The organism is Streptomyces sp. NPDC058246, assembly GCF_042881985.1.
Classification (GTDB): Bacteria; Actinomycetota; Actinomycetes; order Streptomycetales; family Streptomycetaceae; genus Streptomyces.
In genome coordinates this window covers 108,667-130,488 of the sequence record NZ_JBHVWZ010000021.1, presented here as the reverse complement: position 1 = coordinate 130,488, position 21,822 = coordinate 108,667, and the positions used below count along the sequence as shown (strand labels likewise).

17 protein-coding genes and 1 riboswitch are annotated in these 21,822 nt (G+C 70.4%); of the genes, 14 read left to right on the top strand and 3 right to left on the bottom strand.

Annotated elements, in window-relative coordinates:
- The first annotated feature begins 39 nt into the window (after positions 1-39).
- From ACFVXA_RS27285 to ACFVXA_RS27265, 5 genes are all read left to right on the top strand, one after another.
- Positions 40-636 carry a hypothetical protein gene (locus tag ACFVXA_RS27285; RefSeq protein ID WP_389471768.1) on the top strand — a complete coding sequence of 199 codons (597 nt, stop codon included), beginning with the start codon at positions 40-42 and terminating at the stop codon, positions 634-636.
- Between the two features lie 38 nt (positions 637-674).
- Positions 675-2,156 carry a protein kinase gene (locus ACFVXA_RS27280; RefSeq protein ID WP_362016884.1) on the top strand — a complete coding sequence of 494 codons (1,482 nt, stop codon included), beginning with the start codon at positions 675-677 and terminating at the stop codon, positions 2,154-2,156.
- A 224-nt stretch (positions 2,157-2,380) separates the two neighbouring features.
- A complete protein-coding gene (locus ACFVXA_RS27275) occupies positions 2,381-3,208 on the top strand; it encodes a glycoside hydrolase domain-containing protein (protein WP_389751848.1) in 828 nt (275 codons plus the stop codon).
- Between the two features lie 305 nt (positions 3,209-3,513).
- A complete protein-coding gene (locus ACFVXA_RS27270) occupies positions 3,514-4,173 on the top strand; it encodes a SurA N-terminal domain-containing protein (RefSeq protein WP_390027116.1) in 660 nt (219 codons plus the stop codon).
- Between the two features lie 422 nt (positions 4,174-4,595).
- Positions 4,596-5,561: a nucleoside triphosphate pyrophosphohydrolase gene (locus ACFVXA_RS27265; RefSeq protein WP_384019205.1), complete on the top strand. Its 966-nt coding sequence runs from the start codon at positions 4,596-4,598 to the stop codon at positions 5,559-5,561.
- Positions 5,562-5,715: 154 nt separating this feature from the next.
- Here ACFVXA_RS27265 and ACFVXA_RS27260 read toward each other — a convergent pair whose 3' ends face one another.
- On the bottom strand, positions 5,716-6,936 hold the full coding sequence (locus ACFVXA_RS27260) for a globin domain-containing protein (protein WP_390027113.1): 1,221 nt from the start codon (positions 6,934-6,936) through the stop codon (positions 5,716-5,718).
- Positions 6,937-7,281: 345 nt separating this feature from the next.
- Between ACFVXA_RS27260 and ACFVXA_RS27255 the strand changes: the two genes are divergently transcribed.
- From ACFVXA_RS27255 to ACFVXA_RS27225, 7 genes are all read left to right on the top strand, one after another.
- A complete protein-coding gene (locus ACFVXA_RS27255) occupies positions 7,282-8,808 on the top strand; it encodes a cytochrome P450 (RefSeq protein WP_383741893.1) in 1,527 nt (508 codons plus the stop codon).
- Between the two features lie 191 nt (positions 8,809-8,999).
- The gene (locus ACFVXA_RS27250; protein WP_390027109.1) at positions 9,000-10,025 is read left to right on the top strand and encodes a transglycosylase family protein; all 1,026 of its coding nucleotides are present in this window, start codon (positions 9,000-9,002) and stop codon (positions 10,023-10,025) included.
- A 137-nt stretch (positions 10,026-10,162) separates the two neighbouring features.
- A riboswitch (cyclic di-AMP (ydaO/yuaA leader) is annotated at positions 10,163-10,371 on the top strand.
- A gap of 4 nt (positions 10,372-10,375) precedes the next feature.
- A complete protein-coding gene (locus ACFVXA_RS27245; RefSeq protein ID WP_362016008.1) occupies positions 10,376-11,062 on the top strand; it encodes a transglycosylase family protein in 687 nt (228 codons plus the stop codon).
- 338 nt (positions 11,063-11,400) lie between these two features.
- Entirely contained in the window at positions 11,401-12,687 is a 1,287-nt protein-coding gene (gene eno / locus ACFVXA_RS27240) for a phosphopyruvate hydratase (RefSeq protein ID WP_362016006.1), read from the top strand.
- A gap of 94 nt (positions 12,688-12,781) precedes the next feature.
- On the top strand, positions 12,782-13,258 hold the full coding sequence (locus tag ACFVXA_RS27235; RefSeq protein WP_362016004.1) for a septum formation initiator family protein: 477 nt from the start codon (positions 12,782-12,784) through the stop codon (positions 13,256-13,258).
- Between the two features lie 35 nt (positions 13,259-13,293).
- Positions 13,294-13,818 (top strand): DUF501 domain-containing protein, encoded by a 525-nt coding sequence (locus tag ACFVXA_RS27230; RefSeq protein WP_389934717.1) that lies wholly within the window; start codon positions 13,294-13,296, stop codon positions 13,816-13,818.
- Between the two features lie 115 nt (positions 13,819-13,933).
- Entirely contained in the window at positions 13,934-14,905 is a 972-nt protein-coding gene (locus tag ACFVXA_RS27225; RefSeq protein ID WP_390027106.1) for an exopolyphosphatase, read from the top strand.
- Positions 14,906-14,983: 78 nt separating this feature from the next.
- Here the strand turns inward: ACFVXA_RS27225 and ACFVXA_RS27220 are convergent, their stop codons facing one another.
- A complete protein-coding gene (locus ACFVXA_RS27220; protein WP_362015998.1) occupies positions 14,984-15,214 on the bottom strand; it encodes a hypothetical protein in 231 nt (76 codons plus the stop codon).
- A gap of 681 nt (positions 15,215-15,895) precedes the next feature.
- Here ACFVXA_RS27220 and ACFVXA_RS27215 point away from each other — a divergent pair.
- Together ACFVXA_RS27215 and ACFVXA_RS27210 are read left to right on the top strand one after the other, a co-directional pair.
- Positions 15,896-17,293, top strand: coding sequence for an NAD(P)/FAD-dependent oxidoreductase (locus ACFVXA_RS27215; RefSeq protein WP_362015996.1), 1,398 nt, complete (start codon positions 15,896-15,898; stop codon positions 17,291-17,293).
- A 320-nt stretch (positions 17,294-17,613) separates the two neighbouring features.
- Positions 17,614-18,912, top strand: a complete 1,299-nt coding sequence (locus ACFVXA_RS27210; protein ID WP_390027103.1) for a class I SAM-dependent methyltransferase — start codon at positions 17,614-17,616, stop codon at positions 18,910-18,912.
- A gap of 241 nt (positions 18,913-19,153) precedes the next feature.
- Here the strand turns inward: ACFVXA_RS27210 and ACFVXA_RS27205 are convergent, their stop codons facing one another.
- The gene (locus ACFVXA_RS27205; RefSeq protein WP_383741879.1) at positions 19,154-21,685 is read right to left on the bottom strand and encodes an ABC transporter permease; all 2,532 of its coding nucleotides are present in this window, start codon (positions 21,683-21,685) and stop codon (positions 19,154-19,156) included.
- Positions 21,686-21,822: the final 137 nt, after the last annotated feature.

The following is a 21,822-nucleotide window of genomic DNA, read 5'->3' as shown; positions in this document are numbered from 1 at the left end:
ACTCGTACGTCCGTCCCCATCAGGCCTCCAGGAGCAGCCATGCAAGGCCACGGCTACGCGCCGCCTCCGCCGCAGCGACCGTCGACCGGCGTGTTGGTCGTGCTGCGCGTGATCTTCGTGGCATTGGCGATCCTCAGCATCGGATTCCTGGCGTGGGTGGCGCCGCTCAGGGCGGCGATCGTGACCCGGCGGCCTGCCGACTGGTGGATCTTCGCGGGGTCGTTGGTGGTCCTGGGCATCAGCTTCGCCTTCCTGAGTACCGACCACACCGACGACTTCAGCAGCCCGAACGGCAACACGGGCATGATCATCCTGCTGCTGAACGCCGTGGCCTGCGCCGGCTACTTCCTGTACGCGGACATCCGCCACCACCACCGGCTGTACCCGACCGGGTATCTGCCGACCCCGGCCCCGGCCGTGAACTACGGCTACCCGCATTCCCCTTCGCCTTCGCCGTACGCGGCCACGCACCCGCAGCCGCCGGTGACACCCCTGCCCGCACCCGCGCCCCACACCCCTGTTCCGCCACCCCCGCAGCGGCCCGCGCCCGCCCGGATCGACCAGGTGCGCGCCGAGCTCGACGAACTCAGTGACTATCTCCGCAAGCGCGACGGCCGCCACGAGGACGGCAGGTGAGCGTGGCGACGGGGCGCGTGGTCGCGGATCGCTACGAGCTGTCCACGCTGATCGGGCAGGGCGGCATGGGCCAGGTCTGGACGGCGTACGACCAGCGTCTCGACCGGCGTGTGGCCGTCAAGCTGCTGCGCCCCGACAAGGTCGCGGGCCAGGAGGCCGACGAGCTGCGCCGCCGCTTCGTGCGCGAGTGCCGGGTCACCGCGCAGGTCGACCACCCCGGCCTGGTCACGGTCCACGACGCGGGCAGCGAGGGCGAGGAGCTGTTCCTCGTCATGCAGTACGTGGACGGGGCCGACCTCTCCGACCACCTCGCCGAACACGACCCGTACCCCTGGCAGTGGGCGGTGGCGGTCGCCGCGCAACTGTGCGCCGTGCTGAGCGCCGTGCACGCCGTGCCGATCGTGCACCGCGACCTCAAGCCGCGCAACGTGATGGTCAAGCAGGACGGCACGGTCACCGTCCTCGACCTCGGCGTCGCCTCCGTCATGGACACGGACACGACGCGGCTCACCCACACCGGTTCACCCATCGGCTCGCCCGCCTACATGGCCCCCGAGCAGGCGATGGGCGGCGCGGTCGGCCCGTACACGGACCTGTACGCACTCGGTGTACTGCTGCATGAACTCCTCAGTGGAGACGTGCCGTTCTCCGGGTCGACGGCGCTCGGCGTGCTGCATCGCCACCTCTACGAGCCCCCGCTCCCGGTGCGCCGACTGCGCCCCGAAGTGCCGCCCGCGCTGGAGGCTCTCGTCCTGCGCCTGCTCTCCAAGGACCCGCAGCACCGGCCGGCGTCCGCGCAGGAGACGTACGAGCAACTGCTCCCGCTGCTGCCGGCGCGTGGCATGCCCACGGGCGCCCCGCTGGACCCCACGCGCCCTTTCCTGCGCCCGCACGCCCCCTGGCCGGACCGGGCGCGCATACCCGCGCCCCAGCCGCAGGCCGCGCCCGCCGTGGAGAAACCCGACGTCGCGGGCGCCGTCGACGAGGTCAAGCGGCTGCTGGGTGAGGGGCGCATCACGCAGGCCGTCGACATGCTCGGTTCGATCCTGCCGGCTGCCGCCGCCGAGCACGGGGAGCACTCGCCCGTCGTGCGCACCTTGCGCAAGCAGTACGCGGCCACGCTGATGGACGACGGGCAGTACCGGCGCGCGCTGCCCGAACTGCGCCGTCTCGCCGACGAACGCGCCGCCGAGGCAGGGCAGGCCGACCCGCAGGCCCTGCGCTTCCGCTACGAGGCCGCCCAGTGCCTGGAGCAGCTCGGCGAACCCGCCGCGGCGCTCGCTGAGTACCGCGCGCTGCTGCCGTACTACGAGAACCAGTACGTCGCCGGGGATCCCGAGATCGCCCTCGAAGTCCGCCGTCGCATGGGGCACTTGCTGCTCGCCCTCGGCGACCGCGGCGCCGCCCACGACACACTGGCCCGGCTGCTTCACGACGTGGAACGACTGCGCGGGCCCGGGTATCCGATGGCGGCGGAGATCCGGCGGACCCTGCAGTGGCTGGGGCAGGTGCGAGGCTGACCACGGGCGCCGGACCGCGGGTTTTGCGCCACCTTGGCCGAACCTTGTAGTGATCAAGGTGCGGGGTTTCCCGAACTGTGGGGGCGTGACCGGTACGTTGCGATCCGCTTTCGTGCGCCGGGCGCGCGCGTGCGCGCCTCCGTGTCCCTCACCGGCCCTCGGCATCGCGCCGCACGCGCGCGTGCCCCGCGCACCCGTCACTTGAACCATGGGGTGGGGATTTCATGTCCAGCCATCGGCATTCCAAGAAGCGCAGATATGCGGCCTGGGCCGCGGCCGGCGCCGCCGTCGTCGCCGGAGCCGGGATAGCCGCGCAGACCTCGATGGCCGCCACCACGTGGCCCGCGCAGCGGACCTTCACGGGGCGGGCCTTCGACACCTGCGCCGCGCCGTCCCTGTCCGCGATGAAGGCCTGGAACACCGGCTTCTACGGTGCCGCCGCCGTCTACGTAGGCGGCAAGAACCGCGGTTGCGGCCAGCCCAACCTGACCGCCTCCTGGGTGAAGTCGGTCAGCGCGGCCGGCTGGAAGCTCATCCCGCTGTACGTCGGCGCCCAGCCGTCCTGCCAGACCGGGTCCAGCCCCGAGAAGCTCACCGCTTCCAACGCCGCCTCGCTCGGCGCCACCGACGGCGCGGACGCGGTCGCCAAGGCCTCCGCGCTCGGCATGAAGGCCGGCAGCCCGGTCTACCTGGACATGGAGGCGTACGACACCACCAACACTGCGTGCAACAACGCCGTGCTGACGTACGTGCGCGCCTTCGACAAGGCCCTGCACGCCAAGACGTACCGCACCGGCTTCTACGGCTTCACCAGCTCCAGCGCCAAGGCCATCGCGAACGCGACGGACAAGACCGACCTGCCGGGCAACCTCTGGTACGCGCTGTGGGACAAGCAGAACACCACGACCGCGGACTGGCCGTTCGGCGCCACCCAGTTCACGAATCACAGCCGCGCCCACCAGTACATGGTGAACAGCAAGGAGACGCGCGGCGCCTACACGATCACCGTGGACCGGGACGCGTGGGACGCGCCGGTGGCGATCACGGGCTGACCCTCCCCCGACACGGATGATTCCGGTGCGATGGTGCTTGGGGTGCCTGGGGTGCCTGGGGTGCCTGGGGTGCCTGGGGTGCCTGGCGTGCCTGGCGTGCCTGTGGTGCCTGCGGTGCCTGCGGTGCCTGCGGTGCCTGGGCTGCGACGCCCCCGTGACACGGATGATGCCGGTGTGATGGTGCGACGGTGCCTGAAGGCTGGGCGAATCGTTGGTCGAAAGGGTGGCCGAGAGCTGGGCCACTGCCTACCATCGATCACCGCAAGACTTTGTGCACCGTCGCACAATCTCCTCGGGAGGCTTCCTTGCACCGCCGCCGTCGCACCGCGCTCGTCCTCTCCGCCGCGATCGTCGCGGCGGCCCCCCTGCTCACCGCGTGCGGCAGCGCCGCCCATCCAGGCGCCGCGGCCGTCGTCGGCGGTCAGCGGATCACGGTCGCGCAGCTGGAGAGCCGGGTGAACGAGGTGCGTGCGGCGCAGCGGGCCGCCACCACCGACGAGGCCCAGTACGAGCAGACCATCGCCAAGACCGGCACCCTCGCCCGCGACACCCTGCACGGCATGGTCCTGGACCGGGTCCTGGACCGGGCCGCGAAGGACGCGGGGGTGACCGTGACCCGCAAGGACACCCAACAGCTACGGACGTCCCTCGAAGCGCAGGCGGGCGGCGCGAAGGCGCTGGAATCCGCCTGGCTGCAGAACTACGGCGTGGCGCCGGCGCACCTCGAGGACAGCCTGCGCACCGAGATCGAGGCGCAGAAGCTGGCCGCCAAGCTCGGCGTCGACATGAACACCACCGACGGCAAGGCCACCTTCTGGAAGGCGATGTCCACCGCCTCCAAGGAACTCCACGTCGACCTGAACCCCCGCTACGGCGCCTGGGACGTCCAGAAGAGCAGCCGCGTCGACGCGAAGACGCCATGGCTGCGGGAGGTCACCGCGGCGGCCTCGCAGCAGACGATGTAACGCCTCGCGACAGATGACGTGGCGCCTCGCAGCAGACGCCGTAACGGCTTCCGCGGCTGCGGGGGGCTGTGGACAAACGGTTCGGCCGCGGGGCTCGCGGATACAGTTGTGCGGCCGTCCGGCGTGCGTCCGCCGGTGCCTGTGAGGCCGCCCCGGCCTGCTGATCGACGGGTCGGCCACCCGGCCTGTGGATAACTGCGGGGGCTGTCGGCGGCGTGAGTTACGTTCGAGGGGTGAACGCAACCAGCAGCTTCGACGGCGACCAGACCGCGACCGGGCCCGACGGCTACGCGACCGCCAGCGGGCCCGACGCGCCTGTGACCGGCCGCGACGCCGGCGTACCCGCCACCGGCCCCGTCGGCGACCTTGCGAAGGCGGCCGCGGTTCTCGACGGCGCCTCGACCGCCACCGGCCCCGGTCGGATCGTCCTGCTCACCACCAGCCACCGCGTCGCGCCCGGGCTGTTGTCCTGGCCCGCCTGGCAGGCCCTCCGCGCCGCCGACCAGGTCCTGTGCGCGGACGGCGCGCACCCGCAGCTGCCGTATCTGCGCGAGGCGGGCATCACCGTGGACGAGGCCTCCCCGACCGCTCAGGAGCTGGTCGACACCTGCGCGGGCGGCCGCACCCTGGTCGTCGTCGCCACCGGCGAGGGTGAGCCGCGGCTCACCGACGGCCTGGCCCGGCTGGCCGGCTCCGGCCGCATACAGATGCCCGACCTGGAGCTGCTCCCCGCCTCGTACGACCTGCCGGGCGCCCGCCTCCTCGACCTCGTCCAGGTCATGGACCGCATCCGCGCCGAGTGCCCCTGGTCGTCCCAGCAGACCCACAAGGGTCTGGCGAAGTACGGCATCGAGGAGGCGTACGAACTCGTCGAGGCGATCGAGGAGGGGGACCGGGACGAGCTGCGCGAGGAGCTCGGCGACGTTCTGCTCCAGGTCGTCTTCCACGCCCGGATAGCCGAGGAGGACGAGGACGCCCCCTTCTCCATCGACGACGTGGCGGGCGGCATCGTCGCCAAGCTCATCCACCGCCACCCGCACGTCTTCGGCGACGAGAGGGCCACCACCCCCGAGGAGGTCAAGGCGCACTGGCTGCGCACGAAGGCCGAGGAGAAGCAGCGGACGTCCGTCACCGAGGGCATCCCACTCGGCCAGCCGGGTCTCGCCCTGGCCGCCAAGCTGGCATCCCGGGTGCGCACGGCCGGACTTGAGGTACCGCTTCCGGCCGGCGAGGGCGTCGGGTACGAGCTGTTGGCCATAGCCGCGCGCGCCGAGTCCGAAGGCGTGGACCCGGAGGCCGCGCTGCGGGCGGCGGGCCGGGCTTATCGGGACGCGATTCGCGTGACAGAGGGGGCGGCGCCGGGGATGGAAACGGATGCTGAGGGCTGAGGAGACGCCTGGCGGCCTGCTGAGGGCTGAGGGTTGAGAACGGAGGACAGGGGTTGCCGGTTGAAGACAGCGGCCTACGGGCCACGCGCTGAGGGCTGAGGAAGCGCCTGGCGGCCTGGCAGGGGCTGAGGTCTTACCGGGGACGCCCGGGCGGCTACGCGTGCGGGGCGCGGCCGGCCGGGTTGTGCCAGGCCGGCTGGGGGCGGTCGAGAAGCCACTCGGCCGGGCCCACCGGGCGGGGGCGTTCCTCGCCGGTCGGTGGGAGGAGGTCGTGGAAGATGCGCTCGGCGGGTGTGCCGAACGAGGGAAGGGCCGCGCCGATTTCCGCGACGAGCTTGGGCGGACCGGCCAGATACACGTCGTGCCGGGTCCAGCCGGCGCGGTTGCCCAGCGCGGTCAGGAGCCGTTCGGTCGCCTGGGCCTTGGGGCGGCCGGGAGCGGGGGTGATGAAGGTGACGGCGAGCCGGGGAAGCCGGGCCTGCAGGTGTTCGACGGCGTCCCGGTCGTACAGGTACGAGATGTCGCGGGCGACGAGGAACAGGCGGGCCTCGTAGGTGTCGTCGAGCTGTTGGAGCTGTTGGAGCAGCGCCTTCACGGGGGCCCATCCCGTGCCGGCAGCGATGAGGGTGAGGGGACGGTCGGCGGGGGTGCGCAGGGTCAGCCCGCCGCCGGGCGAGCCCAGCCGCAGGACGTCGCCCTCCCAGGTCTGCCGGACGAGGGCGTTGGACAGCACGCCGTCCTCGACGCGGCTGATGTGCAGGTCGACGGTGTGGTCGGCGCGGGGCGCGTTGGCCAGTGAGTACGGCCGCCAAATGCCCGGCAGCCGGGGGATGTTGACGCTGACGTACTGACCGGGGGAGTAGCGCAGTCGGCGGTGCGGTCGCAGGGTCAGTACGACGAGGTCGTCGCCGTGGCGTGTCCGGGCCAGGACTTCGGCATCCCACCAAGGTGGTTCACCGTGCTGTTGTGCCTCCCAGGCGCCCTGCAGCATCACGTTCGTGATCGCTCCGTAGGCCTCGGCCCAGGCCTTCTCGACCTCCGCGCTCCACGCCGGCCCCGCGACGACGGCGAACGCGGCGAGCAGACTCGCCCCCACGGCTGCGTAGTGCTCGGGCTCGGCCAGATACTTGCGATGGTCCCGCCCGAGCTCGCGTAAGTACTCAGGCAGCCTCGGGTCCTCCAGCCGCTCCATCACATGGGTGAGGGCGGCGAACAGTCTGTCCCGCTGACGTTCCATGTCCTCCGGGAAGTCCAGCGGGAACAGCCCGCGGACGTCCGGGTGGTGCCGGAAGAGGTGCGAGTAGAAGTACTTGACCGCGAACTCGGCCCGTCTCTCGACGACCGCGAAGCTGGATCTGAGTATTTCGGGGTCCACGGCGCGAATGTAGATAGTTGCAGAGCCGCCCAGTCAAACAGCAGACGATTTGCGGACAGTCTGGGGTGAAGCGGGTGAGGCTCGGGGAGGGCGGGGGTGAGCACCCTCGGGACTGCGTGTCGGGGAGCAAGGGAGCTTGGTCGAGGGGGAGTTGGCGGAGCCGGCGAAGGCCGTCGTGCGGGCGATGTCGATGGAGGAGTGGGAGCCGCTCAGGGTGCGTCTCGCGCCGGCCTCGGCGCGGCGGTGACGACATCGAGGAACAGTTCGCGATCAGCCGGCCCTGCACTCGCCGGCCGGGCTGAGCCGCATGGGCTACCGCCAGGCCGATCCGGATACCGTCGGAGAGTGACCGACCATCCCCAGCCCCCCAGCACCGCCGCCGGGCAGCCGCACGGCTCCGCTGCCGGGCAGCCGCACGGCACCCCTCTAGGGCAGTCCCCCAGCACCGCTGCCGAGCATCCCCCCGGCACCGCTGCCGGGCAGCCGCAGGGCACCCCCGCCGAGCAGCCCCTCAGCACCTCCGCCGAGCAGCCCCCCGGCACCCCTGCCGAGCAACCGCACGGAACCCCCGCCGAGCATCCCCCCAGCACCCCCACCGACCAGCCCCCCACCCCCGCTCCCGAACTCTTCTCCTGGGAGTTCGCCACCAACCCTTACCCGGCGTATGCCTGGCTCAGGGAGAACGCTCCTGTGCACAGGACGCGGCTGCCCAGTGGGGTGGAGGCCTGGCTGGTCACCCGGTACGCGGATGCCAGGCAGGCGCTCGCCGACGCGCGGCTCAGCAAGAACCCCGCGCACCACGACGAGCCCGCGCACGCCAAGGGGAAGACGGGGATCCCCGGTGAGCGCAAGGCCGAGCTGATGACGCATCTGCTGAACATCGACCCGCCGGACCACACCCGGTTGCGCCGGCTGGTCAGCAAGGCGTTCACGCCCCGCCGGGTGGCGGAGTTCGCGCCGCGTGTGCAGGAGCTGACGGATCACCTCATCGACCAGTTCGCCGCCAAGGGGTCGGCCGATCTCATCCACGAGTTCGCGTTCCCGCTCCCCATCTACGCCATCTGCGACCTGCTCGGCGTCCCTCGCGAGGACCAGGACGACTTCCGGGACTGGGCGGGGATGATGATCCGGCACGGGGGAGGGCCGAGGGGCGGTGTGGCGCGGTCGGTCAAGAAGATGCGCGGGTATCTCGCCGAGCTGATCCACCGCAAGCGTCAGCTCCTCCCCGACCGGCCCGCCGCCGGCGAAGACCTCATCTCCGGGCTCATCCGCGCCTCCGACCACGGCGAGCACCTCACCGAGAACGAGGCCGCCGCCATGGCCTTCATCCTGCTGTTCGCCGGATTCGAGACGACCGTCAACCTCATCGGGAACGGGACCTACGCCCTTCTCACCCACCCCGGGCAACGACGGCGACTGCAGGCCTCGCTCGCCGCCGAGGAGACCGGTCTCCTCGAAACCGGGGTCGAGGAACTCCTCCGCTACGACGGTCCCGTCGAGCTGGCCACCTGGCGGTTCGCGACCGAGGCCGTGCGGATCGGCGGGCAGGACATCGCGCCCGGCGACCCCGTCCTCGTCGTACTGGCGGCTGCGGACCGTGACCCCGAGCGGTTCGAGCAGCCGGACACGCTCGACCTCTCGCGGCGTGACAATCAGCACCTCGGGTACGGCCATGGCATCCACTACTGCCTCGGCGCGCCACTCGCCCGCCTGGAGGGACAGACCGCGCTCGCCACGCTTCTGACCCGCCTGCCCGATCTACAACTCGCGGGAGATTCAGCCGATTTGCGCTGGCGTGGCGGGCTCATTATGCGGGGATTGCGCACACTTCCCGTGGAGTTCACGCCTCCGGTTGAGTTGTCCCGTCCGTAACCGGCGGGCAGGGCGGGGAGTGGCCTCTCAGCAGCGAAAAGGTGACGATCCATCAACTCTGTGATCTTCACGTGATCTGCGCTGCATCGACTTGTGACAAGCGTTCGAGTGCGGATACGTTCACCCATCAACACGGCCCGGCTGTCGCTGTAGCCGCTGTTGTCACCCGCTGTCACGCGAAAGGCTTCCGCATGCTCTCCGGGAACGGCCGACACCGTCGCCCCCGTCAGGCCCCGGCCCTCATCGTCGCCGCGGGAGTGACCGGATCGGCCATCGCGATCCCGCTGCTCGGCGCCGCCAGCGCGAGCGCGGCCGACGGCACCACCTGGGACCGGGTCGCGGAGTGCGAGAGCGGCGGCTCCTGGAGCGCGAACGACGGCAACGGGTACTACGGCGGGCTGCAGTTGACCCAGGAGAACTGGGAGTCGTACGGCGGCCTGGACTACGCCCCGAGCGCCGACCAGGCCAGCCGTTCGCAGCAGATAGCCATCGCCGAGAAGCTCCTCGACGACAAGGGTCTCGCCGCCTGGCCCACCTGCGGGCCGCTCTCCGGGCTCAGCAAGAACTCGGGGTCGGTCCTGGTCGACACGGGCGTGGCGGGCGACTCGTCGAGTACGTCGAGCTCCTCCGACGCGTCCGGTTCGCCCGACTCATCTTCCTTGTCCGATTCATCTGGTTCGGCGGATTCATCGAGCTCGACATCGGATGATTCGTCCGGATCGCCCTCCTCGTCCCCCGCGCCCTCCTCGTCCGACGCCTCCTCAGGTACGGCCGAGAACTCGACGGAGTCCGACACCTCCTCCGGCGGCTCACAGGGAACCGACAGCTCGGACCCGGCCACCACGAAGAGCGACGAGTCGGACAAGTCCGGGCAGAACGGCGACTCTTCGAGTGCGTCCGACGGCGCGTCCACGGGCGCCGGGCGTCACCGCGGTGGCACGGCCGACGAGGACGCGACGGGGGGCGAGACCGACGGCCGTACGGGCGGCCCTTCCGGGCGGCACGCCTCGCGCGACTCCGGCGCTTCCCGTGACTCCGCCGACGGCTCGTACGTCGTGCGCGCCGGAGACAGTCTCTGGGCGATCGCCGACTCCCTTGACCTCAAGGGCGGATGGGCCGAGCTGTATGCCGCGAACAAGGGGACGGTCGGCTCCGATCCCGACCTCATCCTCCCCGGTCAGAGCCTTGCAGTTGGTGCTGAATCAGGCGAAAAGTAGCGGGAGTTCACGTCATGGTTCGCTGTGGAATGTCCGGTTTGGCGCGAGTGAGACATGAGTCTCAGAAGCCCTGATCGTCTTTGAAATTCCGGCGATCGCATGTCTACGGTCATGACCGCTCGCCACAGCGGGCCCCGACGGTCGCAACGCCGAATCCTGCCAACGGCCGTACGGGAACAGTCGACGCGTCAGCGCCGTAGGCAGGAGCGGGGGACCCAAGGTAAGCGCCGTGCCCGGTAGTTGACCGGGAGCGGCTTGGGGTGAAGCCGTACGCCAGTGGCGTACGACCGGGCACTCACCCGCCCGAACCCGACAGCTCACCTCGCAGGCGTCGGTGAGGGGATCTCTCCATGCTGTTTTCCAGCAAGGGCAAGCACCGTCGTCCTTCCAAGGCCACCCGTGTCGCCACGCTCGCCGGTGTCACCGGTGTCGCCATCGCCGCCCCGCTGATGGCGGCCGGCAACGCCTCCGCCGCCACCTCTTCCGAGTGGGACGCGGTCGCCCAGTGCGAGTCCGGCGGCAACTGGTCCATCAACACCGGCAACGGCTTCTACGGCGGCCTGCAGTTCTCGGCCTCCACCTGGGCCGCGTACGGCGGCAGCGCCTACGCCTCCACCGCCGACCAGGCCTCCAAGTCCCAGCAGATAGCCGTCGGCGAGAAGGTCCTCGCCGCGCAGGGCAAGGGTGCCTGGCCGAACTGCGGCACCGGCCTGTCCGGCGCCGCGTACACCGGCGGGACCTCCACCTCGTCCGGCAGCTCGCAGAGCACGACCCCGAGCACCACCACCCGGACGACGGAGCAGCCCGCCTCGCGTTCCACGGAGCGCCCGGCGGCCAAGAAGACCGTCACCACGCCGACCGGCAAGAAGGTCAAGAAGGGTGATGGCGAGTACAAGGTCGTCAAGGGTGACACCCTCAGCTCGATCGCCGAGAAGAAGCACGTCAAGGGTGGCTGGCAGCAGCTGTTCAAGCTGAACAAGGACATCGTCGACGACGCCGACTTCATCTACCCCGGTCAGCAGCTGCACCTCAGCTGATCGCGCGGCTGATCGCTCGGCCGGGCACTCGGCGGATTGCTCAGCCGGGTGACAGCTCCCTCATGGCGGAGGCCTCCATACTGGAGGCCTCGTGAGGGTCCCCCCGTCCCCACGGGCTCCCCGCTCCGGTGCGTGTTCCCCCGTACGCACCGGAGCGGGGTTTTTCATTTCGTTTTTGTTCCGTTCGGGAACAATATTTACCCTCAGTTCTGCTCAAGGGGTGGTCGACCGGCTGGCCGATCCCCCGGAGCCGGTTAGGCTCGTCTCGCGGAGCCGACCGCGGCTCCGTGCACTACGGGCCCCCGGCCCCGCGTACCCGCGTCACATCCATAAAGGAGATGCTCGTGCCGTCCATCGACGTCGTCGTAGCCCGGGAAATCCTGGACTCCCGAGGCAACCCCACGGTCGAGGTCGAGGTCGGCCTCGACGACGGCAGCACCGGTCGTGCCGCCGTCCCGTCCGGCGCTTCCACCGGCGCCTTCGAGGCCATCGAGCTCCGCGACGGTGACCCCAACCGTTACCAGGGCAAGGGCGTCGAGAAGGCCGTCCTCGCCGTCATCGAGCAGATCGGCCCGGAGCTCGTCGGCTACGACGCCACCGAGCAGCGCCTGATCGACCAGGCGATGTTCGACCTGGACGCCACCGACAACAAGGGCTCGCTCGGCGCCAACGCCATCCTCGGCGTCTCGCTCGCCGTCGCGCACGCCGCCTCCGAGGCCAGCGACCTGCCGCTGTTCCGCTACCTGGGCGGTCCGAACGCGCACCTGCTGCCCGTCCCGATGATGAACATCCTGAACGGCGGGTCGCACGCCGACTCGAACGTCGACATCCAGGAGTTCATGATCGCCCCGATCGGCGCGGAGTCCTTCTCCGAGGCCCTGCGCTGGGGCGCCGAGGTCTACCACACCCTCAAGAAGGTGCTGAAGACCAAGGGCCTGTCCACCGGCCTGGGCGACGAGGGCGGCTTCGCCCCGAACCTGGAGTCCAACCGCGCCGCGCTCGACCTCATCGTCGAGGCCATCAAGCAGGCCGGCTACATCCCCGGTGAGCAGATCGCGCTCGCGCTCGACGTCGCCGCGTCCGAGTTCTACAAGGACGGCAAGTACGAGTTCGAGGGCAAGTCCCGCTCGGCCGCCGAGATGACCGAGTACTACGAGGAGCTCGTCTCCGCGTACCCGCTGGTCTCCATCGAGGACCCGCTGTACGAGGACGACTGGGCCGGCTGGAAGGTCATCACCGACAAGCTGGGCGACAAGGTCCAGATCGTCGGCGACGACCTCTTCGTCACCAACCCGGAGCGCCTCGCCCGCGGCATCGAGGAGGGCTCCGCCAACGCCCTTCTGGTCAAGGTCAACCAGATCGGCTCGCTGACCGAGACCCTGGACGCCGTCGAGCTGGCCCAGCGCAACGGTTTCAAGTGCATGATGTCCCACCGCTCCGGCGAGACCGAGGACGTCACCATCGCCGACCTCGCCGTCGCGGTGAACTGCGGCCAGATCAAGACCGGCGCCCCGGCCCGCTCGGACCGTGTCGCCAAGTACAACCAGCTGCTGCGCATCGAGGAGATCCTCGACGACGCCGCCGTGTACGCCGGCCGCTCGGCGTTCCCCCGCTTCAAGGGCTGAGCCGTAGCGGCTTAGGAAGCGTCGTACGTACGTCCCCGTACTCGGTCCCGTACCGTGTGCGGGGACGTACGCACGTGTGATGGGGAGGCGGGACATGGCCGTGAAGGACCGGGACCGGTTCTCCACCGCGACCAGGCTGCGGCTGCTCGGCGAGCAGACGGCGGCCCGGGTCTACCGCTCCCAGACCAAGCGTCAGGCCCGCCGCTCGCGCCTGACCGGACGGGCCGCGCTGCTCGTGCTGGTCCTCTGCTCCCTGATCGTGGCCCTCGCGTACCCGATAAGGCAGTACGTCTCCCAGCGCGCCCAGATCGCCGATCTGCAGCGGCAGCGGGAGCAGGCCCGCGAGCGGGTCGAGGAGCTGCGCGACCTCAAGGCACGCTGGCAGGACGACGCGTACGCCGAGCAGCGGATCCGGGAACGGCTGCACTACGTCATGCCGGGCGAGACCGGCTACGTGGTGATCGACCCGGACGCGGCGAAGCAGGCGCGCGCCGACGAGGGGGCGGCCGACCGCCCCTGGTACGCCAACGTCTGGGACGGCGTCGACAAGTCCGACGCCGCCGACCAGTGAATGTGAACTGACCAGAAAGACATGTGACTCACGGCATGGAAACGCCACCGCCGACCACCCCGCGCACCGAGCCGACCGACGCGGACGTCGAGGCCTTCAAGCAGCAGCTCGGCCGGCCGCCGCGCGGGTTGCGCGCGATCGCGCACCGGTGCCCGTGCGGGCAGCCCGACGTCGTCGAGACGGCGCCGCGTCTTCCCGACGGGACGCCGTTCCCGACGACGTATTACCTGACGTGCCCTCGGGCCGCGTCCGCCATCGGCACGCTCGAGGCCAACGGCGTGATGAAGGAGATGACGGAGCGGCTGGCGACCGATCCCGAGCTGGCCGCGGCGTACCGCGCCGCGCACGAGGACTACATCGCACGCCGTGACGCCATCGAGGTGCTGGAGGGGTTCCCCAGCGCGGGCGGGATGCCCGACCGGGTGAAGTGTCTGCATGTGCTGGTCGCGCACTCGCTGGCCGCGGGGCCGGGGGTGAACCCCCTGGGGGACGAGGCGATCGCGATGCTGCCGGAGTGGTGGCGCAAAGGGGCGTGCGTGGTCCCCGTGGACGGGGCCTGACCCTCCCGCCCCGCCTGAGGCAGGGCTCTTCCGCCCCCTCCGCCGCTACCCGTCCCTTGTTCCCGGGGGCGTGGGCGGAGGAGGCGAGAACCATCACGACAGGAGACCAGACACCATGACCAGGGTCGCTGCCATCGACTGCGGCACCAACTCCATCCGGTTGCTCGTCGCCGACGCGAACCCGGATACGGGCGAACTCGTCGACCTGGACCGCAGGATGACGATCGTGCGGCTCGGGCAGGGCGTCGACCGGACGGGCCGCCTCGCACCCGAGGCACTGGAGCGGACCTTCGCGGCATGCCGCGAGTACGCGGCGATCATCAAGGAGCACGGCGCGGAGCGCCTGCGCTTCGTGGCCACCTCGGCATCCAGGGACGCCGAGAACCGGGAGGAGTTCGTACGCGGCGTGCTGGACATCCTCGGAGTCGAACCCGAGGTCATCTCCGGTGACCAGGAAGCCGAGTTCTCCTTCACCGGCGCGACCAACGAACTGAAGGGGCGCGACGACCTCGCCAAGCCGTACCTGGTCGTGGACATCGGCGGGGGGTCGACCGAGTTCGTCGTCGGCGACGTGCACGTGCGCGCGGCGCGCTCCGTGGACGTCGGCTGCGTGCGGATGACCGAGCGGCACCTCGCGCACGACGGCGTCGTGACCGACCCGCCCACCGAGGCGCAGATCGCGGCGATGCGCGCCGACATCGAGGCGGCCCTCGACCTGGCCGAGGAGACGGTTCCGCTGCGCGAGGCGCGGACGCTGGTGGGCCTCGCCGGCTCCGTCACCACCGTGTCGGCGATCGCGCAGGAACTGCCCGAGTACGACTCCGCGGCGATCCACCACTCCCGCGTCTCGCACGACCGCGTCCGCGAGATCACCGAGTGGCTGCTGCGCTCCACGCACGCCGAGCGCGCGGCCGTCCCCTCCATGCACCCGGGGCGCGTCGACGTGATCGCCGCGGGCGCCCTCGTGCTGCTCTCGATCATGGAGCGGATCGGGGCGCGGGAGGTCGTGGTGAGCGAGCACGACATCCTCGACGGCATCGCCTTCAAAGTGGCGGAAGAGGCGGAAGAGGGTAAGCGCAGCGGCTGACCCGCGGTGACGCCGGAGCAGCCCCGGCACCTCTTCGGGAGGACCGGGGCTGTCGCTTCAGCCCAGGGGGGCTGTCCGTCAGTTGCAGAGGAGGACGATGAGGCCGCTGCACCCCCCATCGTCGTCGCCGCCGCCGTGCGTCGGGCTCGACTGGGCGGCCGTGGCCTTCGCGGCGACGGGCGAGGTGGGCGTCGCGGCCACGGCGGATGCGGCCGTCGCCGCCCCCACCGCGAGAGCGATGCCCAGGGCAGCGCCGACTGTGGCTATTCGGGAAGTGGCCTTCTTGAGGGCCCTCTGTGAAGTGGTCATGCCCGCACGCTATGCGCCCTTGTGGCCAATATCGCGCGGTGTGTGGCCGACTGGGTGAATAGCGCCAGCCGGGAGTTGAGGGGCGGTTCGGCGAGGCCCGAGGGCATCGCGTGGTCGGTGGCGGAAGTCTCGCGCGTACGGTGCGGAAGTCCCGCGCGGTGGCGGAAGTCCCCTTCCCGAGCGCGCGTAAGCCCCCTTCCCGAGCCCCCTCCCGCGGTGGCGTAAGCCCCCTTCCCGCGGTGGCGTAGGTCTCCTTTGCTACTGATCAGTAGTCCTCGGCTGAGCAGGTCGGATAACGTATGAGCACACCTGAGGGGGGCCGAAATGCCCCTCGGTGACGTGTCGCCAGGAAACTTCGTGAAGTTCTTCACAAGGAAAAAGGCCCTGCCGGGCGAGGATTGGGCCGTTGGGGTGACCCAGGAGGGCTCGGGCTGCCCAGGGGCGGGCTCACGGTGGCGTTTCGAGGGTGTTGCCGACACGTGAATCGGGGGTGTGGTCCGGTCGGTTCGGAAGGCCGGAGCGGCAGCTCACGCGGTGTTGACAACGGTCGGAACCGGACGGTGGTTCCCCCGCGCCGCCATGAGCTGGGTCACGTGGGCCGCGCAGTGTAGCAGAGCCCCTGCCCAAGCTTGTGAAGGGGCGCACGAGCGACCCCCCAGGACCGGGTGGATACTCGATGGCATGAGCACCACGGAGCGTCCCAGGATCCTCGTAGTAGGCGGTGGGTACGTAGGCCTGTACGCAGCTCGGCGCATTCTCAAGAAGATGCGCTACGGCGAGGCGACCGTCACGGTCGTCGACCCCCGGTCGTACATGACCTACCAGCCCTTCCTCCCCGAAGCCGCCGCCGGCAGCATCTCCCCGCGGCATGTCGTCGTCCCGTTGCGACGCGTGCTTCCCAAGGCGGAGGTCCTCACCGGCCGGGTCACCACCATCGACCAGGACCGCAAGGTCGCCACGATCGCCCCCCTCGTGGGTGAGGCGTACGAGCTGCCTTTCGACTACCTCGTCATCGCGATGGGCGCGGTCTCCCGCACCTTCCCGATCCCCGGCCTCGCCGAGCAGGGCATCGGTATGAAGGGCATCGAGGAGGCCATCGGCCTGCGCAACCACGTACTCGAGCAGCTCGACAAGGCCGACTCGACCACGGACGAGAACGTGCGGCGCAAGGCGCTCACCTTCGTCTTCGTCGGCGGTGGCTTCGCGGGTGCGGAGACCATCGGCGAGGTCGAGGACATGGCCCGCGACGCGGCCAAGTACTACACCAACGTGTCCCGTGAGGACATGCGCTTCATCCTCGTCGACGCCGCGGACAAGATCCTCCCCGAGGTCGGTCCCAAGCTCGGTGCCTACGGCAAGGAGCACCTGGAAGGCCGTGGGGTCGAGGTCTACCTCTCCACCTCCATGGACTCCTGCGTCGACGGCCACGTGGTGCTGAAGAACGGCCTCGAGGTCGACTCCAACACCATCGTGTGGACGGCCGGCGTCAAGCCGAACCCCGTTCTCTCCCGCTTCGGCCTGCCGCTCGGCCCGCGCGGTCACGTGGACACCCGGACCACCCTCCAGGTGCAGGGCACGGACTACATCTGGGCCGCGGGCGACAACGCCCAGGTGCCGGACGTCGCCGCCCGCAAGGCCGGTGTCGAGAACGCCTGGTGCCCGCCGAACGCGCAGCACGCGCTGCGGCAGGCGCGCGTCCTCGGCGACAACGTGGTCTCCGGTATGCGGGGCTTCCCGCAGAAGGACTACAGCCACTCCAACAAGGGTGCTGTCGCGGGTCTCGGGCTCCACAAGGGCGTCGCGATGATCGTCATGGGTAAGATGAAGATCAAGCTCAAGGGCCGTCTGGCGTGGTACATGCACCGTGGCTACCACGGTCTGGCCATGCCCACCTGGAACCGGAAGATCCGGGTCTTCGCGGACTGGACCCTGGCGATGTTCCTCAAGCGTGAGGTCGTCTCGCTCGGAGCCATCGAGTCTCCTCGCGAGGAGTTCTACGAGGCTGCCAAGCCGGCCCCGGCGCCTGCCGCTGCGGCTGCGGCGCCCGCCAAGACCGAGGAGAAGGCCAAGGCCTCCTGACCTCCGGTCACCGAACGCCCCGAAGGGGCCGCCCGCCATCCGTGGTGCGGGCGGCCCCTTCGGCGTTCCCGGAGCCGCGCTCCTCAAGGGGCGCGCGGAACTGCGCGGTCTACTGCACGGTCTTTTGGCGGGGAGCCGGGGCGCCGCCCCCGGGTACGGGACGGGTGGGGGCGGCCGGGAGGGCGGCGGATGGGCGAGAAACGCATGGTCGATACATCTATTTTGCTCAGCTGTAACGCGGAAGGGGGACTGCGCAGCAGGCCTGTTGGTGTTTACGTGGTGTTGGAGCGTTCGGGAGTGTTGTCTCGGAGGTGTACGCCATGCAGGATGCCGCGCCGCGGCTGAAGAGCCTTGTCGAACAGTTGGTGGGGGCCCCGCTCCCGGTACGCATTCGAGCCTGGGACGGCTCGGAAGCGGGCCCTCCCGGCGCCCCCGCACTCGTCGTGCGCAACCGGAGGGCCCTGCGCCGACTGCTGTGGAAGCCGGGTGAGTTGGGGCTGGGGCGGGCCTGGGTCGCCGGGGATCTCGGCGTGGAGGGCGACCTGTACACCGCCCTGGACCTGGTGTCCGGCTTCGTATGGGACCGGGGAGAGGATGCGAGGGGGCTCGGGGAGGCCCTGCGCGATCCCGAGGTGCGTGCGGCCGTACGGGGGCTGGTGAAGATGGCCGGGCCGCCGCTGCCGCCCACGCCGCCCCGCGAGGAGGTCCGCCGACGCCACCACCTGCACACCAAGCGGAGCGACAAGCGGGCCATCAGCCACCACTACGACGTGGGGAACGACTTCTACGAGATCGTCCTCGGGCCGAGCATGGTCTACTCGTGCGCCTACTGGGAAGAGGGCGGCACGCTGGAGGGGGCCCAGCGCGACAAGCTCGAACTCATCGCCCTCAAGCTCGACCTGAAGCCAGGTCAGCGGCTTCTCGACGTCGGCTGCGGCTGGGGATCCATGGCCATCCACGCCGCCCGCGAGCACGGTGTGAGCGTCGTCGGCGTCACGCTGTCGCAGGAGCAGGCCGCGTACGCCCGTAAGCGGGTCGCCGACGCGGGGCTGACCGACAAGGTCGAGATCCGCGTGCAGGACTACCGGGACGTCACCGACGGGCCGTACGACGCCATCTCCTCCATCGGGATGGCCGAACACGTCGGCTCCGAGCGCTACCTGGAGTACGCCGGGGTCCTCTTCCGGCTCCTCAAGCCCGGCGGGCGGTTGCTCAATCACCAGATCGGGCGTCCGCCGCGGCGGGACGAGTCGGCCTACTCCGTGGACGAGTTCATCGACGCCTACGTCTTTCCGGACGGCGAGCTCGCGCCCATCGGCACGACCGTGACGCAGCTGGAGCGCGCCGGCTTCGAGGTGCGCGACGTCGAGTCGATCCGCGAGCACTACGCGCTCACCCTGCGCCGCTGGGTCGCCAACCTGGAGGCGCAGTGGGCGCGCGCCGTCCAGCTCACCAGCCCCGGCCGGGCCCGCGTATGGCGCCTCTACATGGCGGCCAGCGCGGTCGCCTTCGAGCGCAACCGCATCGGCGTCAACCAGGTACTCGCGATCAGGACCCCCGAAGCGTCCGGCGCCTCCGGAATGCCCCTGCGGGCGAGAACCTGGAACCAAGTGAGCTGACCCGTAGGCGACCGGAGCTGTACGAGTCCTGATCCGTGCGAGTCCGGGCCAATGCGAGTCCGGGCTCGTGCGAGACCGGGCCGTGCGAGACCGGACCCGCGCGAGACCAGGCCCGTACGCGGCCGGCCCCGTACGCGACCAGGCCTGTACGCGACCAGGACCGTACGCGACCAGGACCGTACGAGAAAGGGGCCCCGTTCCTCCCGGAACGGGGCCCCGACTCGCGTACCACCCGGCCGGACTACTCCGACTTGATCGCCGTCAGCATGTTCAGGCGGGCCGCGCGGCGCGCGGGCCACAGCGCCGCCAGGACGCCGACCGTCGCCGCGAGGAGGAGGAAGATCCCCATCCGGGCCCAGGGCAGGACCAGTTCGTACGTCGACATCTTGCTGCCCAGCAGCTCGCCGGCCGCCCAGCCGAAGAACACGCCCAGACCGATGCCGAGCACGCCGCCGAAGAGCGAGATGACCAGGGACTCCAGGCGGACCATGCGCTTGATGCCCTTGCGGTCGAGGCCGATCGCGCGGAGCATCCCGATCTCCTGCGAGCGCTCGAAGACCGACATCGCGAGGGTGTTGATGACACCGAGGACGGCGACGATGACCGCCATCGCGAGCAGGCCGTAGAGCATGTTCAGCATCAGCGTGAACATCTGCGCGATGCCGTCGGAGATGTCCTTCTTGTCCTGGACCTTGACGGCCGGGTTGTCGCCGAGGGCCTTCTCCAGCTTGTTCTTGGTCGCGTCGGAGGCGCCGCTCGACGTCTTCACCATGACCTGCATGTCGGAGGCGGTGTCGGTCCGGTGGGGCGACAGCGTCGCGTTGTCCACGATGATGCCGTGGATCATCTCGTTGCCCTCATAGACACCGGCGACGGTCAGCTTCCCCTTCTTCCCGTCCTCGTACGAGACCGTGAAGTCCGAGCCGGCCTGCCAGCCATGGGCCTTGGCGGTGTCCTTGTCGACGACGGTCCGGGTGCCGCCGACCGTGAAGGCGCCGTCCGCGATCGTGAGGTCGGTGAGCTTGGTGATGGACCTGCCGTTCACCCCGGTCAGGTACTCGGTCTGCTGGTCGATGCGCGAGGGCGCGTCGCGCAGCGAGCTGATGTCGGTGACCCCGTCCACCGAGGCGAGCTTCTTCTCGACGTCCGGCGAGAGGGAGTTGCCGTTCGCCATGGAGACGACGTAGTCCGCCTTGAGCGCGGAGCTGGCCATCTTGTCGATCGACTTCTGCAGGCTGCCCGCCATCACCGTCATGCCGGTGATCAGGGTCAGACCGATCATCAGGGCGGAGGCGGTTGCGGCCGTACGGCGCGGGTTGCGGACCGAGTTCTGGCGGGCGAGCTTGCCCGAGACCCCGAAGCCGCGCAGCACCGGAGCCGCCGCCGCGATCAGCGGGCGGGAGAGCAGCGGGGTGAGGACGAAGACGCCGAGGATCAACAGGACCGCGCCGAGGCCCATCGGGGCCTGGCCGTCCGAGCCGTCCATGGTGGTCGCGTAGAGGACCACGGCGACGCCCGCGGCGGCGAAGAGGGCGCCGATCGTGTTCCGTACGACCAGGGACTTCGTCGTCGCCTTCGCGTGCACGCTGCTCATCGCGGCGACCGGCGGGATCTTCGCGGCGCGGCGGCCGGGCAGCCAGGCGGCCAGCATCGTGATGAGGATGCCGACCAGCAGGGCCGTGGCGATCGTGCCCGGCGAGATGACCAGCGGGCCGTCCGGCACGGTGGCGCCGAGCGAGCCCATCAGCGAGCGCATACCGGCCCCGATGCCGATGCCCGCGGCCAGACCCGCGACGGCGGCGACCGCGCCCACCACGAACGCCTCCAGGAGGACGGACCGGGTGACCTGCCTGCGGGAGGCGCCGACGGCGCGCAGCAGGGCCAGTTCCTTGGTGCGCTGGGCGACCAGCATGGTGAAGGTGTTGGCGATGATGAACGTGCCGACGAACAGCGCGATGCCGGCGAACACCAGCAGGCCCGTCTTCATACCGCTCATCGCCGAGGAGATCTGGGCGGCCTGGTCGTCGGCGAGTTGCCGGCCGGTGGTCGTGGAGGCGACGTCCTTCGGCACGACCGCGTCGAGGGCGTCGCGCAGGGCGGTCTGGCTCGTGCCCGCCGCCGCCTTCACGTCGATCTCGTCGTACGAGCCGACCGAGTGGAAGAGCTTCTGCGCGGTCGCCGTGTCGAAGAGGGCGAGGCTGCCGCCCGCGGCGACGTTGCCGTCGTCGGTGGTGAAGATGCCGGAGACGGTGGGTGTGAGCACGGGTCCGTCGACGGACAGCCGTACGGTGTCGCCGACCTTGTAGCCGGCGCGCTTCGCGGTCTCCGCGTCGATCGCGACCTCGCCCTTCCCCTGGGGCGCGTGACCGCTCGTCAGCGGATACCGCGGGTCCTTGCCGCCCCAGTAGTTCCCGCCCTGCGACTGGAAGCCGCCGCCGATGAGCTTGCCGTCCTTGTCGGCGATGGCGGTGAAGCCGTTCACGACGCCGATGGCGGAGGCGGCGCCCGGGACCTTGGCGGCCTTGTCGAACAGCGGCTGGGTGAGCTTCTGCTCCTTGGCCACCGTGTCGCCCTTGTCCGCCGGGTACTCCGGTCGGACGGCGACGTCGACCTGGTCGAAGCCCTTGGCGGAGCTCTTCTGGTAGGCGTCCGAGATGGTGTTGGTGAAGACCAGGGTGCCGGACACGAACGCCACGCCGAGCATCACGGCGAGCACGGTCATCAGGAGCCTGGCCTTGTGCGCGAGTACGTTGCGCAAGGCGGTACGGAACATGGGTTTTCTCAGTCCAGGAGGGTTACGTCGACGGGTGGGCGCGGGCGATCGGGCTCCGGTCGGCCGTTGCGGGACCGGGGCTGGGACCGGGTCCGGGGCCGGCTCTGAGTCCGGGGCCGGCTCTGAGTCCGGGGCTG